Origin of the sequence: Porphyromonas canoris, from assembly GCF_000765975.1 — a bacterium.
Classification (GTDB): Bacteria; Bacteroidota; Bacteroidia; order Bacteroidales; family Porphyromonadaceae; genus Porphyromonas_A; species Porphyromonas_A canoris.
This window is the reverse complement of sequence record NZ_JQZX01000013.1, coordinates 78097-93818: the sequence shown is the minus strand read 5'-3', so window position 1 is coordinate 93818 and position 15722 is coordinate 78097. Positions and strand designations below refer to the sequence as shown.

Here is a 15722-nt window from a genome sequence, read left to right as displayed (position 1 = left end):
AAAATTCAAGGCTTGATTTGCAACAATCAAGCCTTGATTTTTATGTACCAAAGCACGAATACCACCGACCACGCCTCTATTTCAACTTCTGAAAAGGTTTAAGGGAAACATCAAATGCTTTCGGACAACTTTTTGTCCCTTATAAAATCAAATTTGAAAGAGGTTGTACCCTTTCCGCAACCGAATCTTTAATAATAAGAAATCCCTGCTTCCGATACCGGAAGCAGGGATAAACAAGATGATTTGAGGATAAAAAATAAACTTTACTTACTCAATGCTGCTCCTATGGTCTCGATAATCTTGACGATGTTTGCCATGAAGAATTTCACGGAGATAGCCAAAAGGATAACGCCGAAAAACTTACGCAAAACATACACACCGCCTTTCCCGAAAAAGCGTTCCAGCTGATTCACGAACCTGAGCATCAAGTATATCATCAATGCATTTAGTAGCAACGCAATGGCAATGTTCGTAGCCGCATAGCCATCCGCTTGCAGAGTCAGAATCGTGGTGAATGTTGCGGCACCGGCAAAGAGTGGAAAGACCAAAGGAACGATCGTGGCACTGCCCGAAGGCCCGTCATCCTTAAAGATCTGCACGCCAAAGATCATCTCCACAGCCATTACGAACAGGACGATAGCCCCGGCAACGGCAAACGAAGAGATATCCACCCCGAAAAAGTTCAGCATAGGCTCTCCGATAAACAGGAAAGCCAACATCATTATGCCTGAAAAGAGACTCACTTTTACGGTGCTGAAAGTCTGTCCCTTATCCTTCAGACTAAGGACGATAGGTATGGCGCCGATAATATCGACCGCCACAAAGAGGATCACAAAAGCCCCCACGACATCCTTGATGTTGAAGTGGCTCAAGTCCTGCATGATGTTTTCTAATACGTTCATTCTGTTACAGTAGTTTTTTGTTTGTTTGTTGATATGTTGGTTTATCAGTGTGTCGCCATACCGGCGAGAGTATTACAGTTTATTCTTTTCGCTTTTTCGGGGAGCATACAACCTGCTGCCCATAAATATTCGGCACAAAAATAGAAGAAAAAAATGACAATCCGGTCATTAAGGAGAGCCCGAAAAGCCGTATATTTGAGACACTGTTTGAGAAACTTACACGACAAAACCATAAATCAGACCACATGAAACCGGGAAAAACAATCCTTACCCTGCTTCTTCTACTCTGCTGTACAGCATCGGTATATGCACAGAAAGGCTATAACAGACTCATAGAAGAGGCCTCCGACCTGATGTACAACGGGGCGGACTCCGTTAAATATGTCAAAGCGATGCAGATCTTCGACGATGCATTCCGCCTCTATCCCGATAGCATAGATGTCGCAGGGCTGTATCATGCCTCTGTCCTTGCGGCGAGACTGGATCGGAAAGAGCGCGCTTTCTCGTTCCTCCACAGCATGAACGCACTTGAAAAAGATGAATACGGATTTCCCGGATGGTTTACCATCGCTTCCGAAGAGCAGATCGGGAAGGAGTATCCCAACCTGATAGGCGATCCGAGATGGCAGGAAATGCTCAAAGATGTGGAGAGAAGAAAAGCGCTGTTCGACAAAAGGCTTGCCCTCTCTCAAGAAGAGTTCTTCGCCTCCTCATACACCGCTCCGGACACCACACTCACGCCGGAAGAGCTGTACGGAGAGTTGCAAAAGGAGAGAGGGTATCTGCCCAAGAAAGAGAGAAACTACTCCATCAAGTTCAGGATAAACGACTCTGCCCTCACCTCTTACTACGTTCATCTCCCGGCAGATTACTCCCCCGACAAGAGCTATCCTATGCTTGTGATCCTGCACGGAGCGGTGAGAAACAACTCTCTATTGGAGTTTCTCACACCGGAGATCTGCCTTGAGGGCTTCAACCGATTCTATACCAAGTATGCGGATCAACACGGTGTCGTACTTCTCATTCCGCAAGGAAGCAGAGAGTACAACTGGATGATGCCGGATGACGGATTCTTTATGGTACCTGCGATGATACGCGAAGTGAAAAAGGCTATCAACATAGACGACAACAAAGTATTCCTTTCGGGACACTCCAACGGAGCTACCGGAGCGTTCTCTTACCTCATGAAGCAACCCACGATATTTACCTCGTTCTATGGCTTCAACGGCTATCCGAAGGTGCGTACCGGCGGCACCTTTATAGAAAATATCCTCAACCGCTCTCTCCTCTCCTTCACCACGGATCAAGACTACTACTATCCGCCCAATGCCAATGACAGCATAAGCCGGCTGATGACCCGGCTTGGAGCCGACTACAAAGAGATCCGGACAAAAGGATTTCCGCACTGGTTCCCAAGGTTTGACGAGTCCGAGCCCTGCTTCCGTCTCCTTTTTGAAGACCTCGTTCGGCGACAACGTCATCCGTTTCCCTCGAAGCTCACATGGGAATATGACGACCAACAATACAACGCAATAGACTGGATCTCCGACATCCGAATGGATACCATAGCTCCGAGAGCGCAGTGGCACAAAGATCTCAACTTCGATATAACAGAGTGGCAACAGTACGATGAACAGGATCGGCTGCAAACCATAAAGGTGAAAAAGAAAGCTTTCGACTTTCCTCGCAAGTCCGCAAAAATCCGTGCAGAGTATCGGGACAACAGCTTCCACATATCGACCTCCTGCGTGAAAGCCTTCCGAATAAAGATCTCGCCCGAAATGGTGAACACAAAAAAAGCAGTAAGCATCTTCGTGAATGGCAAGCGACTCTTCCGAAAAAAAGTACAATACGACAAAGCCTGCCTGCTCCGACAGCTGTCCGATCCCGACAGAAAGCAGATTTGGATAGCAGAGATAGAAATAAAAGTCTGATTCTTCCCTCCCTACCGATCCTCCTCACCTCCCCCTCAAAAGCTCTAAAGGTTTTGGCAAAAAGCTCTAAAGGTTTCAGACAAAAGCTCTAAAGGTTTCAGACGAAAGCTCTAAAGGTTTCAACAAAAGCTCTAAAGGTTTCAGACAAAAGCTCTAAAGGTTTTGGCAAAAAGCTCTAAAGGTTTCAGACGAAAGCTCTAAAGGTTTTGGCAAAAATGAGCGTTAGGTATCTGCGTAGCCAACAACGGATCCTGCCTGCGAAAACTAAACAAAAAATCCGTCTGCAAGCCGAAACTTACAGACGGATGAAATGATTGATGCGTTCTTTGTCCGAACTTTTTCCGAATCTCTTACTTTGCAGATATTGGTGCCGAGAATCTGATTTCGGAGTTTTTGATATGCTCCATGTAGTTGATGGGAGATGAAACTTTCTCTTTAGAGAGTGCATGGGTAATCACATCCGTTATGTCATCTACGTAAACAAATGAAAGACCTTTCAGATAGATCTCTTTGATCTCGTCTATGTCTTTTTTGTTCTCTGAGCATAGTATGATGGTCTTGATGCCGGAACGCTTTGCCGCCAATATCTTCTCCTTGATTCCTCCCACCGGAAGCACTTTTCCTCTGAGCGTGATTTCGCCGGTCATTGCTATGGACGACCTCACTTTTCTTTGTGTAAAGGTCGATATAAGAGAGGTTACCAAGGTAATACCGGCACTCGGCCCGTCTTTCGGGATAGCTCCTTCCGGTACGTGTATGTGGACATTCCAATACTCGAACAGCTCTTTGGGGATGTCATAAAGATCACTGTGGCTCTTTATGTATTCCAAAGCAAGCAGGGCAGATTCTTTCATGACATCACCCAAGTTTCCGGTTATGGTCATCTTGCCGTTGCGTGAAGGACTCATGGCACTCTCTACCATCAGGATCTCTCCCCCAACGGATGTCCATGCCAAACCGGTTACAACACCTGCATAAGAATTGCCTTCGTACAGATCTGTGGAGTATTTGGCTGCCCCCAGCATATCTTGAAGTTTATCAGGTGTTATGGTGTAAACAAAAGAAGAGTCGGCTTCTTCTCCTGCTTCTGCACGATCTATCTGCGCGGCGACCTCTTTGGCAACTTTACGCATCAGAGCCGCCAAGCGTTTCTCCAACTCCCGAACGCCACTCTCCTTCGTATAGCTTTGAATAAGGGCAGAAAGAGTATTCTTAGGAATCTTGACCTGCTTGGCTTTCAGTCCGTGGGCTTCCAATGCTCTCGGTATGAGGTGTCTCTTGGCAATCTCCAACTTTTCTTCCAAGATATATCCGCCGACCTCTATCATCTCCATCCGATCTCTTAACGGACCGGGAATGGCTCCGATGTTATTCGCCGTGGCAACAAAGAGAACCTTGCTGAGATCGTAGTCGATATCCAGATAGTTGTCGTGGAAAGTGTTGTTCTGCTCCGGATCAAGCACTTCCAAAAGAGCCGATGAAGGGTCTCCCTTATAGTCGCTTGCCAGCTTGTCTATCTCATCCAGAACAAATACAGGATTTGCTGCTTCTGCCTTGATGAGACCTTTAATAATACGACCCGGCATTGCTCCTATGTATGTACGCCTGTGTCCACGAATTTCGGCTTCATCGTGAAGTCCTCCAAGAGATACACGAACATATTTCCGGTTAAGGGCTTTCGCTATGGACTGTCCCAAGGAAGTCTTTCCGACTCCCGGAGGTCCGTAGAGACAAATGATCGGAGAACGCAAATCTCCTTTCAGCTTGAGCACAGCCAAGTGTTCCAAGATACGCTCTTTGACTTTCTCCAAACCGAAATGATCTTTGTCCAAAACCTTGGCTGCGTTGGTAGTGTCGAAGTTGTCTTGAGTAACTTTATCCCAAGGAATATCAAGAACAGTCTGAAGATATTGCAGCTGTATGCTGTAATCGGGACTTTGGATATTGAGCCGCTCCAGTTTTTTTATCTCCTTTTTTACTGTGGCATAAACTCCCTTGGGCCACTTTATTTTAGAAGCCTTTTTCTTGAGTTCTGCTATATCATCGTCATCTCCACCATCATTCAGCTCTTCTCGTATGACCCTCATCTGCTGTTGAAGGTAGTACTCTTTCTGCTGCTTATCCAGTTCGGAACGAGTTTTCATGGCGATAGTCGCCTTCATCTCCAGCAGTTGAAGCATTGTATTGACTGTCGTCAAAAGAGTAAAAGCCCTTGTCTTTAGGTCATTATGACTCAAAAGAGCATACTTCTCCTCTATATCTATCGGCAGATGTGTACAAGCAAATCCAAGAATGTTTGTAGGATCTTTGAGTTCGGAGAAAGATTTGATCATTGGCTTGGGCATCTCTCCACCCAAGAGCAATACCTTCATCGTAGTCTCTTGTACAAGTGGGATAAGTGCCTTATACTCCATATCCGAAACTGGAGGTACAATCTCTTCTATAAGGGTATAGCTTGCCGTAAGAATAGGGTTGCTGTCAATAATGGTATTGATCTCAATCTTCTTCTTGCCCATCACAAGCAAAGTGGCTCCCTCTTCCGAAATATCCAGAACTCTCATCACCTCTGCTATTACAGCAATAGGCATAAGATCATCCAGCTTGGGATCTTTTGCAGCTCTGTTTTTTTGAGTAACGACAATTACGTGCTTGTCTTTAGACTCTTCCAAATACTTTAGAAACTCCGGATTGGAAGTTGTATCGTTCATTACGGGAACCGTAACATTAGGATACAATACGGTATTTTGAAGAGGCAAAACGGGAAGCACAAGAGGTATATTCTCCGGAAGAGTAGTGAGTTTATCCATCTCTTCATCAGGAAAAACCATGTGCATTGTGGAAAAAGATGGTTCCATCTCTTCCATCATATCATCTATATTATTTGTCATATCTATTCTTCGCTATTGTTATGGTATTACCTATCAATATATATGCCAAGTCTTACACCTCTCTCGGATCTATACCCCACATCAACTTATCTCTGAGAGTTTGGTAAAAATTGTAGCCGAATATCTGAATAGATCGGATATTCTCCTTTGATTTTTTCAGACAAAGCACCGTGTTACAACTTAAAGAGGAGGTCTTTCCATCGGCGACAAGAAGAAAAGAGAGATTTCGAGCAGAAACTTTCAAGCGAATCTCAGAGTCATCCGCAACGACAAGCGGCCTCATATTCAGCATGTGAGGAGCTACGGGAGTAAGGCAAAATGTCGAGGTATTAGGAGCTATGATAGGACCATTAACGCTAAGAGAGTAAGCGGTAGATCCGGTTGGAGTAGAGATGATAAGTCCATCCGCCAGATAGGTAGCCACTCTCTGGTCATCAATCTGAGCCTCAATGGAAATCATAGAACCTGAATCTTTCTTCGAGACAACTACTTCGTTCAAGACTGTACCCTGTTCGGTAGTATGCCCCTCTTTTTCTGTATAGATATCTATCATGGAACGTTCTATGACACGATACTCTTTCCTAAGAATATGTTCCCATGCCTGCCTGAACACATCTCCGGATATTGCAGCCAAGAAACCGAGTCTGCCAAGATTGACACCCAATACAGGGAGTTTATACTCCATCACTTGCCATGCTGTACGCAGATAAGTGCCATCTCCCCCAATGCTAATGGCAATAGTATCCTTATCTTTTAGAATAGCCGTTGGCAAAGAGGTCATATCCGTAAAGGAATTGACATCTTTCAAAACCACTTTTTTGCTTTCCAAGAATTTAAGAAACTCCAGATGAATCCAAACTTTCACACCACTCTCATCTATGATTCTAAAGATGTCTAATAGTGTTTCAAGGGGTTTCGATGGATATTTTGATCCAAAGATAATCGCTGTCATGGCTATTGGGTTAGATTTTTAAGTAATCCGGCTTTTATAGCTTTACCTGTCTGCAAATTTAATAAAAATGTTGTGGCAAATAGTAATAAAAAGATCGCAACACTCTTTGAGTGCTGCGATCTAATATCAAGTATTTCTATGTACTTGTACTATGACGATTATGCTTCCTCTATTGCCGCTTGTGCTGCTGCAACACGAGCAATAGGCACACGGAATGGAGAACATGATACATAGTTAAGACCTACTTTGTGACAGAACTTCACTGATGAAGGCTCACCACCGTGCTCGCCGCAGATACCACACTTAAGTTCCGGACGTTTTGCACGACCCTTTTCTGTAGCCATCTTAACAAGTTGACCAACACCATTTTGGTCTAATACTTGGAATGGGTCTACCTTCAAAATCTTCTTCTCCAAATAGATTGGAAGGAAAGAAGCGATGTCATCACGAGAATACCCAAATGTCATCTGAGTAAGGTCATTGGTACCGAATGAGAAGAACTCTGCCGATGCAGCGATCTTGTCTGCAGTAAGAGCCGCACGAGGAATTTCGATCATGGTACCAACCTTATAGTCTATACGATCGCCGTACTCTTCAAATACCGCTTCGGCTGTTGCACGAATAACATTCTCTTGCTCCTTGAACTCATATACGATACCTGTTAGAGGAACCATGATTTCCGGTTCAGACATTACACCTTCTCTCTTAAGTTCGAGAGCTGCAGAGATAATGGCACGTGTCTGCATTTCTGTAATTTCCGGATAGGTATTACCCAAACGGCAACCACGATGACCAAGCATTGGGTTATGTTCCATTAAGCTTGATACACGATGACGGATAACTTCTACATCAAGTCCCATATCTTTAGCCATCTCCTCTTGTCCCTTTGCGTCATGAGGAACGAACTCATGCAAAGGCGGGTCAAGAAGACGAACAGTTACAGGATGACCGTGCATTTCACGGAAGATATTCTTAAAGTCTTCTTTTTGGAATGGAAGAATCTTTGCAAGTGCTTCTTTTCTTCCTTCGGTAGAATCTGAAAGAATCATACGGCGCATCGCAACAATCTTTTCACCTTCAAAGAACATATGCTCTGTACGGCAAAGACCGATACCTTCTGCACCGAAAGAATAAGCTACGGCAGCATCATGTCCGGTATCTGCATTTGCACGAACTTTCAGACGAGAATATTTGTTGGCAAGCTCCATAAGAGCGGAGAAGTCTGCATCCATTTCTGCTGCCTTGGTGTCCACCATGCCTTCATATACTTCTCCTGTTGTACCATTAAGAGAAATGAAGTCTCCTTCACGATAAACCTTTCCATCCACAGTAAGCGTACGAGCCTTGTAGTCTATTTGAAGAGCACCTGCTCCGGACACACAACACTTACCCATACCACGAGCAACAACCGCTGCGTGAGATGTCATACCGCCTCTTGCAGTAAGGATACCTTCTGCCACCTGCATACCTGCAAGGTCTTCCGGAGATGTTTCAAGACGAACAAGGATCACACGTTGTCCGCCTTCGTTGTGTAGTCTGTCGGCATCTTCGGCGAAGAATACAATCTGTCCTGTTGCCGCGCCCGGAGATGCAGGAAGACCTCTTGTAATTACCGTTGCCTTTGCAAGAGCCTTCTTGTCGAATACAGGGTGAAGAAGTTCATCAAGTTTATTAGGTTCGATACGCTTGATAGCTGTCTTCTCATCAATCTTTCCTTCCTTTAGAAGATCCATGGCAATCTTTACCATTGCCTGTCCTGTACGCTTACCGCTTCTTGTCTGAAGGAACCAAAGCTTACCTTCTTGAACGGTAAACTCCATATCCTGCATATCACGATAGTGCTCTTCGAGTTTTAGTTGGAGTCTGTGAAGTTCCTTATAGATTTCCGGCATAGCTTCTTCCAAAGAAGGCATTTCGCGTACACGTTCTTCTTCAGAAACATTTGCTCTTTCAGCCCAACGTTGAGAACCGATCTTTGTGATCTCACGAGGTGTACGGATACCGGCTACCACGTCTTCTCCTTGAGCATTGATAAGATACTCACCATTGAAGAGGTTTTCACCTGTTGCAGAGTCACGAGAGAAGCATACACCGGTAGCGGATGTCTCACCCATGTTACCGAATACCATTGCCTGTACGTTTACTGCAGTACCCCATTCGGCAGGAATACCTTCCATCTTACGATAGAGGATAGCGCGTTCGTTCATCCATGAACGGAACACGGCCATTACAGCACCCCAAAGTTGCTCATAAGAGTCTGTTGGGAAGTCTTTTCCTGTTTGCTCTTTAACTGCTTTCTTAAAGCGAGCAACAAGAACCTTAAGATCTTCAACAGTAAGATCTGTATCCTGTTCTACTCCTCTTTCTTCTTTCAACTCATCTATAAGAGCTTCAAACGGATCTATTTCTTCCTTGCTGGTTGGCTTCATACCAAGTACCACGTCTCCGTACATCTGAACGAAACGACGGTACGAGTCCCAAGCAAAGCGAGCATTACCTGTCTTACGGATAAGACCTTCTACCACTTCGTCATTAAGACCAAGGTTAAGGATAGTATCCATCATACCCGGCATAGAAGCAGGTGCACCGGATCTGACAGAAAGAAGAAGAGGATTCTCGATGCTGCCAAACTGAGCATTCATAAGACCTTCAATCTTCGCAACTGCTGCTTCTACTTCCGGCTTCAATAGTTCTACTACTTTGTCTTGTCCTACTTCATAGTACTCATTACACACCTCTGTTGTAATAGTAAATCCCGGAGGAACCGGAACACCGATCAAATTCATTTCGGCGAGGTTAGCACCCTTACCTCCCAATAGCAGCTTCATGTCTGCCTTACCTTCGGCTTCTCCATTACCGAAGGTGTAAACTCTTTTTTTTGACATTTTTGGCTTAATTGTTTATATATAAGTGATTACAAAATTATTTATCCTACTTACATAGAAAAGTCCGAATCTATAACTCCCTCCGAAACGGCCTCTGTCTCAAGATTGAACAGATTTCTACATGGAGAGCGATACATTTCGGGCACGTTAAAGTCCTCGTTCGGATTGAGCTTTAACACTTTGTCATTGTATATCTTTTGCATAAACAGAGCGACGATAGGCAGTGCCATGGAAGCACCCTGACCGTCTGCAATAGTATCGAAGTGAATATCCGGATCTTCTCCTCCTACCCAACAACCCGTAGATAAAGAAGGAGTAAAGCACATGAACCACCCGTCGGCGTGTCTCTGAGAAGTACCTGTTTTTCCGCCCATAGGTGCTTTCACGTTGTAGCGATATCTTACCCGGCTACCGGTACCGCCATCCATTACGTTTCGCAACATGTAGAGCGTCTTGTATGCAGCTTCTGCCGACAACACCTCATACATCTTAGGCTGGAATGTAGCCAGCACATTTCCATACTGGTCTTCTATCCGTGTGGCGAGCAGAGGTGCTACACGAAGTCCGCCATTGGCAAAAGCAGAATATCCGCTCACCATTTCCGAAACGGATATATCCGGTGTTCCGAGGCAAATACTCGGTACAGGATCCAAATGTCCCGTAATGCCAAAAGATCTCAACAGATCCACGAACGCATACGGAGAGAGATGACTCATAAGCCAAGCCGTAACCCAGTTGTCCGACATTTGGAGTCCCCAGTTGATGCTAACCATTTCACCCACTCGTGTGCTCCTTGTATTCTTAGGAGTCCACACCGTTCCGGCTTCGGTCGTAATACTTTGCGGCACATGAAGCATTTCGTCACAAGGCGTAAAGCCTTCCCCCATCGCCATGGAGTAGAGAAACGGTTTCATCACGGAGCCGACCTGTCTGCGCCCGAGCGAAACCATGTCATACTGAAATGCCGTATAGTCTATACCTCCGACGTATGCCTTTACCTGTCCGGTAAGATTATCCATCGCCATAAATCCGCTACGCAGAAAACCCTTATAGTAAAGGATACTGTCTCTTGGGGTCATCACGGTATCTTTATACCCTTTCCACGTAAAGACGTTCATTTCGGTAGGGGTATCGAAAGCGATGTCTATCTCTTTTTCGCTTTTGCCATCGGCTTTCATCTTTCTGTATCTGTCGCTCTGCTCCAAAGACTTCCGCAAAATCTTGGCACGTTCCTGCGTAGAAAGATTTCTGGAATAGGGGGCATAGCTTCTGCCTTTCTTCTCTCTTTCAAAGCGTTTTTGGAGATCATTTCCGAGATGTTCTCTTACAGCCTCCTCGGCATAGCGTTGCATTATGGCATTTATACCGGTGTATATCTTCAGCCCATCGGTGTAGAGGTTATAATGCTCCCCGTTGCTCTTCTTATTTTTCTTGCACCAGCCGTAGAGAGGATCCGTAGCCCAGGCCACAGAGTCTCTTTCATACTGATCTTTCTGCCACTTTTGATACTTGCTTCTCTCCGGCTTATCTGCCATGAGCACCTGCTTCAGATGCTCTCTGAAATAGGTTGCCAAACCCTCTCTGTGGTTTCTCACACGGAAACGAAGCTCTACCGGGATGTTCTTTAGCGAGTCGCACTCCACAGCGGTCAAGTGTCCGGCTTTCCTCATCTGGTCCAATACCACGTTGCGACGCTGCATAGCTCTTTCCGGATAACGTACCGGATTGTACAACGATGGATTTTTACACATTCCTACCAGTAGTGCCGCCTGTTCCGTTTTCAGGTCTCTCGGCTTGACATCGAAGTATGTCTTGCAGGCACTCTCTATACCCACTGCCTGGTAGAGGAAGTCGAACTTATTCAGATAGAGATTGATAATCTCCTCTTTGGTATAATATCTCTCAAGCTCGACAGCTATAACCCACTCTATGGGCTTCTGTAAAAGCCGCTCCACCTTGCTGTCTGCGGAGGGAGAATAGAGTTGCTTTGCCAGCTGCTGCGTTATGGTACTACCCCCACCGGCATTCTTCTGCCGCATCAATCCTGTTTTCACGACCGCACGCAAGAATCCGCGCATATCTATCCCCGAATGTTCGGTAAACCGGACATCTTCTGTGGATATGAGGGCATTGACAAGAGCAGGAGAGAGATCCTGATAGGTGATGTATATACGATTATTGTTTTTCAAAGCATAAGATCCCAAGAGCTGTCCATCTTCCGAAATCACCTGAGAAGCATACTTATCTATCGGATTTTGAAGGTCTTCGATGGGTGGCATATAGCCTATCTTACCCTTGGCTATAAGAAAGAACATAAGCAGGGTTCCGCTTCCTATCAAAAGGAATAAGCCCCACATGGCTATGAGTAGATATTTCAACCAGCGATTCATATATTCTTCTTAGTTCGTTTAATACGCTTGCAAAGATACATATAATTAGTGATATTCTGCATCCCCGTATCGGAAGTTAAAAACCACCCAACATCAAACACTTAAGCGGTGTTAATATCACGGGAAAAGCGTACACTTGGAAACGATAAAAAGAGGATGTGGAAAGGGGGAATAAAAGGAGGAGTCATTACCTCATTCCGAAAGCCACACGCATTATTTCGGACACAATGCAAATCAATAATTATCAACTACTTTCTTCGTAAAACAGAGCCGGACTTATACAATAAACCGGGAACAACCAAAGAAGGCACAAGACCATCTATCCCGATTAAGCCACTCCTCCAATTTTATTTTTATGTCATCAATTATCAAAATCAAGACATCACAAAAATAAATATCACATTTGCACACCGCCATAATTTCAAACAAAGACCCATTTATAACATTTCTTTTATATAAAAACTCCCCAAAAGGTTCGTGTTTCACCCCTAAAAATTCCTTCCGAAAGAGGATTTTTTGAAGAAAAATAGAGCCAATCACACTAAAACCGACACAAACCACTAATAACCAAAAGGATAAAAAAGAGGGCTGATTCCAAAACTTTTCTCCTCTCGGTCGGTTTCATGGGCTGTTTTCGAGTTAATAAAGATCAATTTATCCCCATTGTTGTGTTTAGAAATCTTAATGAAGAAATCACGCCAAAGAGCCTCAAAAAATGGAGCAAAACGATAAACACCTAATTATCAGCACACTAATAAAAATTCTAAACACGTTAATTGAATCCGGTAAACGTATTAAATGAAATCAGTAAACGTATTCACTGAAAAATTAAACACGTTAAGCCGACAAAATATATTGCTTTACCGTTTTGGGTGAACAGGCATCGAAATTTGTGTTAATAAAACGACCCCGATTTAACAACTCGGATGTGCTCTGAAAACAACCCGAAAAGAGAAAATAGAGAAAGGAGAAAAACGCATTTTCCAGAGGGGATGAAATATATAAAAACAGAGGCCCACTCGTGAGGCAAACGAATGCAAAAAGGATCTCAAATACCAACCTTTTTGCATCTTACAACGACCGATACTTTTTCAACACCTCTATTTTATAAAGTGAAGCAATTATCCTACCTTTGTGTAATAAGAAATAGAGATTGCGGATATGAAGATAATTCACATCATCAACGGCCCCAACTTGAACCTTTTGGGCGAACGAGAGCCTGAGATATACGGGAGTGTGGACTTTGAAGAATACTTGGAGAAGCTGAGAGATATATACCACAACGTGGATATCAGATATTTCCAAAGCAACCATGAAGGCGAGATCATAGACTATCTGCACGATATAAGATCGCTCTCCGGAGGCATTGTTCTCAATCCGGGAGCTTTGACGCACTACTCCTATGCCCTTAGAGATGCCATCGCTGCCATAAGTGTTTCTGTGGTGGAGGTACACATATCCAATCTCTACAAGCGGGAAGAGTTCAGACAGAAGTCGGTCACGGCTGCAGAAGCAGCAGGAATACTTTCCGGCTTTGGGCTGGATGGCTACAGACTTGCCATAGCCCACTTGTTGTCGAGACGTAACGGATAGTCCGAGAAAGGTTTATCCGAAGCGGATATATTAAAGATTTAGAAAAACAGATATGAAGAAAGCGACCAAAATCGTAGCAACGATATCGGACAGAAAGTGCGACATCCCTTTTCTTAAAGAGCTTATAGAGGAGGGTGTCAATGTTGTCAGGCTCAACTCTGCACACATGGACAGAGAGGGCTTTGACCGGGTAGTGGATAACACTCGCGCCGTAGCCGGGGATGTTGCTATCTTAATGGACACGAAAGGACCGGAGATCCGGACAACGATATGTAGCGAACCCATAGAGTTTAGAAGAGGAAGCACCGTTCTGCTGAAAAGCGATCCGGATACACTTACAACCAAAGAGTGTATCTGCGTAACCTATCGGGATCTTCACAAGGATATAGCTCCCGACTCTCACATCCTTATAGATGACGGACTTTTGGAGCTTTGCGTCATAGAGAAGACTCCGGATAAGATCGTCTGCTCTGTACTTAACGATGGTATCTTGGGTAGCAGAAAGAGCGTAAATGTACCGGGTGTCAGGATCAATCTGCCCTCTCTCACTCCAAGAGACATAGAGACCATCAACTACTGCATAGAGAAAGATGTGGACTTTATAGCACACTCTTTCGTCAGAAACAAGCAGGACGTCTTGGACATCCAAGAGATTTTGGATCGCCACAACAGCCCTATAAAGATCATCGCAAAGATTGAAAACCAAGAGGGTATAGACAATATAGATGAGATATTAGACCATGCCTTCGGTATCATGATAGCACGGGGAGATCTCGGCATAGAGGTGCCGCAAGAGAAAATTCCGGCTATACAGAGTCTGCTCATACGGAAAGCCATTGCGAAGAAAAAGCCTGTGATAGTAGCAACACAGATGTTGCACACCATGATATACTCGCCTCGCCCCACAAGAGCCGAGGTCTCCGATGTTGCCAACGCTATTTTTTACAGGACGGATGCCGTGATGCTCTCCGGAGAGACCGCCAATGGGAAATATCCGGTAGAGGCTGTAAGAACCATGACGAGCATTATAAGAGAGGCAGAGAAAAGCAAGCTCGAAGAGCAGGATATAAGGGTGCCGATAGAGCCTCAAGACTTAGACGTTACCTCTTTTCTATCCAAACAAGCCGTGAAGAGCATCAGTAAGCTGGGCGTTAAAGCGATTGTCACGGACAGCTTTACCGGGCGCACTTGCAGAAATATTGCTGCATACAGAGGGCGTGCCACCGTATTTGCAATATGTTATAAGGAACGGACGGCACGAGAACTTGCTCTCTCTTATGGCGTAAAGGCCGTTGTACAAGAGAAGTGCGGAGGTAAGATAGACTACTACATAGGTGCGCTGAAAGAGCTTTTGCGTAAGGGACAGATAGAGAAAGAGGATATGGTCGCTTACGTCAGCGGTACTTTGGCAGAAGAAGTGGGTACAACGAGATTGGAACTGAATAAAGTGCAGGAGGCTTTGGACTTCTACCATAAAAACAACCCCGATAAGCAGTAATGATATCCGGACAGAACGATAAAACAGAGGCAGAACTACTGGCTTTGGAGGAGTATATACTGGAGCACATATCTCCGGAACCGCCACTCCTCAAGAAGCTATACAGGGATGCACATACCCATCTGGTGAGACCGAGAATGATGTCCGGGCATCATCAGGGGCGTTTACTGGCTCTTCTGTCCAAGCTCAAATCTCCTCGGAATATTATAGAGATAGGCACTTATACCGGCTATGCCACACTCTGTCTGGCTGAGGGATTATCCGAAAAAGGGATAGTCCACACCATTGAGCTGAACGATGAAATGGAGGATTTCCTCAGACGATATTTCGACCAAAGTGAATGGAAAGAGCATATTCGTCTCTACTTTGGCGATGCTCTGGAGATTCTTCCTACTCTTCCGCTTGAAGAGACAGACATCGTATATATAGATGCCAATAAGAGGCACTATATCGAGTATGTCAAGCTGGTTTTGAAGCGGCTGCCGGCAGGTTCGCTCATCATCTCCGATAATACTCTTTGGGACGGGAAAGTGATAGAACCGGAGGCACAGGACGAGCAAACGGTATCCATCAGAAACTTTAACGACTATCTTTTAGAGCAGCCCGAACTCTCCACCGTCATACTCCCTCTGCGAGACGGACTCACTCTAAGCATTAAACAAACAGACACACAACAATAG

At 44.8% G+C, this 15722-nt stretch carries 9 protein-coding genes; 4 read left to right on the top strand and 5 right to left on the bottom strand.

Annotated elements, in window-relative coordinates:
- Positions 1-263 precede the first annotated feature (263 nt).
- A complete protein-coding gene (locus HQ29_RS08360; protein WP_036848583.1) occupies positions 264-902 on the bottom strand; it encodes a MarC family protein in 639 nt (212 codons plus the stop codon).
- Between the two features lie 245 nt (positions 903-1147).
- Between HQ29_RS08360 and HQ29_RS08355 the strand changes: the two genes are divergently transcribed.
- Complete coding sequence (locus HQ29_RS08355) at positions 1148-2836, top strand: alpha/beta hydrolase-fold protein (RefSeq protein WP_052090031.1); 1689 nt, start codon at positions 1148-1150, stop codon at positions 2834-2836.
- 350 nt (positions 2837-3186) lie between these two features.
- On the opposite strand, the gene lon is transcribed toward HQ29_RS08355, so the two are convergent.
- The 4 genes from lon to HQ29_RS08335 form a co-directional block, all read right to left on the bottom strand.
- A complete protein-coding gene (gene lon / locus HQ29_RS08350; RefSeq protein ID WP_052090030.1) occupies positions 3187-5724 on the bottom strand; it encodes an endopeptidase La in 2538 nt (845 codons plus the stop codon).
- A 52-nt stretch (positions 5725-5776) separates the two neighbouring features.
- A complete protein-coding gene (locus tag HQ29_RS08345) occupies positions 5777-6676 on the bottom strand; it encodes an NAD kinase (protein WP_036869161.1) in 900 nt (299 codons plus the stop codon).
- 158 nt (positions 6677-6834) lie between these two features.
- Positions 6835-9561: a pyruvate, phosphate dikinase gene (gene ppdK, locus HQ29_RS08340; RefSeq protein ID WP_036788620.1), complete on the bottom strand. Its 2727-nt coding sequence runs from the start codon at positions 9559-9561 to the stop codon at positions 6835-6837.
- Positions 9562-9611: 50 nt separating this feature from the next.
- Positions 9612-11951 carry a transglycosylase domain-containing protein gene (locus tag HQ29_RS08335; RefSeq protein ID WP_052090029.1) on the bottom strand — a complete coding sequence of 780 codons (2340 nt, stop codon included), beginning with the start codon at positions 11949-11951 and terminating at the stop codon, positions 9612-9614.
- 1161 nt (positions 11952-13112) lie between these two features.
- Between HQ29_RS08335 and aroQ the strand changes: the two genes are divergently transcribed.
- From aroQ to HQ29_RS08315, 3 genes are read left to right on the top strand one after another with little or no spacing between them, the layout of a single operon-like run.
- The gene (gene aroQ, locus HQ29_RS08325; protein WP_036869156.1) at positions 13113-13544 is read left to right on the top strand and encodes a type II 3-dehydroquinate dehydratase; all 432 of its coding nucleotides are present in this window, start codon (positions 13113-13115) and stop codon (positions 13542-13544) included.
- A 52-nt stretch (positions 13545-13596) separates the two neighbouring features.
- Positions 13597-15042, top strand: a complete 1446-nt coding sequence (pyk, locus tag HQ29_RS08320) for a pyruvate kinase (protein WP_036788610.1) — start codon at positions 13597-13599, stop codon at positions 15040-15042.
- Positions 15042-15722, top strand: coding sequence for an O-methyltransferase (locus HQ29_RS08315; protein WP_052090028.1), 681 nt, complete (start codon positions 15042-15044; stop codon positions 15720-15722). Before pyk ends, HQ29_RS08315 begins: the two co-directional genes overlap by 1 nt.